This window comes from Methylobacterium sp. WL103 (genome assembly GCF_008039885.1).
GTDB lineage: Bacteria > Pseudomonadota > Alphaproteobacteria > Rhizobiales > Beijerinckiaceae > Methylobacterium > Methylobacterium cerastii.
This window is the reverse complement of sequence record NZ_VRUX01000933.1, coordinates 1-1,150: the sequence shown is the minus strand read 5'-3', so window position 1 is coordinate 1,150 and position 1,150 is coordinate 1. Positions and strand designations below refer to the sequence as shown.

At 75.0% G+C, this 1,150-nt stretch carries 1 protein-coding gene and 1 pseudogene; one reads left to right on the top strand and one right to left on the bottom strand.

Annotation, left to right across the window (positions count from 1 at the left end; all coding sequences use genetic code 11):
• Positions 1–269, bottom strand: a pseudogene (locus FV222_RS26835) (signal recognition particle-docking protein FtsY); the annotation flags it as partial.
• 42 nt (positions 270–311) lie between these two features.
• On the opposite strand from FV222_RS26835, the gene FV222_RS26830 reads away from it, so the two are divergent.
• The gene (locus FV222_RS26830) at positions 312–1,010 is read left to right on the top strand and encodes an RluA family pseudouridine synthase (protein ID WP_147751412.1); all 699 of its coding nucleotides are present in this window, start codon (positions 312–314) and stop codon (positions 1,008–1,010) included.
• Positions 1,011–1,150 lie beyond the last annotated feature (140 nt).

The window sequence follows — 1,150 nt, the reverse complement described above, 5'->3', positions numbered from 1 at the left end:
GTACCGGAGGGGGGCGTCTCGGGCTCGCCGGCGATCGGCTGAAGGTCGGCGCCTTCGATCTCGTCGGGCACCGCGTTCCGGTCGGGGTCGACCGGCGACGGCTCGGCCGGCGGCAGCGGCACGTGCGCCACGTCGTCGGCAGCCGTGGCGAAGTCCGGCTGCCCTTCCGCCGGGGAGGCGGGCGAGTCCGGCGGCGGCTCGGGGGCTTCGGTCGCGCCCTTGCGCCCGAACAGGCGGCCGAACCAGCCCGGCTTCTCGTCTTGGCTCATGTCGTCCTTGCTCCCGCGCCCCGGCACCGTTAGCCGGGAGGCATGTCGTCGCCTGCCGCATTCTCGTCTGACATAGGCGCGCGCCTGCTCTACCGCGATGCCCTGGTCCTCGTCATCGACAAGCCCGCGGGTTTGCCGGTGCATCCGGGGCCGAAGGGCGGCGAGACCCTGACCGAACACCTCGACGCCCTGCGCTTCGGCCTGCCGCGGCGTCCGGAGGCCGCGCACCGGCTCGACCGCGACACCTCCGGCTGCCTGGCCCTCGGGCGCCATGCGCAGGCGCTGGCGCGCCTCAACAAGCTGTTCGCCAACGCGCAGGCGCGGAAGACCTACTGGGCGCTGGTCGAGGGCGCGCCCCCGGACGACGAGGGCCAGATCGACCTGCCGCTCGCCCGGCGGTCGAGCGATCCACGCTCGTGGTGGATGAAGGCCGACCCGGCCGGCGACCCGTCGACGACGCGCTGGCGCGTGCTCGGCCGGTCCGCGAGCCAGGCCTGGCTCGAGCTGATCCCGGTCACCGGCCGCACCCATCAGCTCCGGGTGCACTGCGCCGCATCGGGGTTCCCGATCGTCGGGGATTCAATCTACGGCACCGCGGCCCGCCACGGCGGCCCCGGCCTGCAACTGCATGCGCGCGGCCTCGCCCTGCCGCTCTACCCGAAGAAGCCGCCCGTGGTCGCCGAGGCGCCGGCACCCGAGCACATGCGGGACGGGCTGTCGGCCTGCGGCTGGGCCGGGTGACCCTCGGACCGGGGCGGCCACGCGCCGGTTCGCTTGCGATCAGGCGGCCAGCAGCGCGCGGCCGTCGTGCCCGGCGATCGTCACGTCGAGGATCGTGCCGGGCTCGGCGGCGATCCGCACCGGCGTGAACCCTTCGGTGC

Excerpts from the sequence above, each read along its gene's own strand:
- FV222_RS26830 (WP_147751412.1), top strand. The coding sequence starts at position 312 with ATGTCGTCGCCTGCCGCATTCTCGTCTGACATAGGCGCGCGCCTGCTC.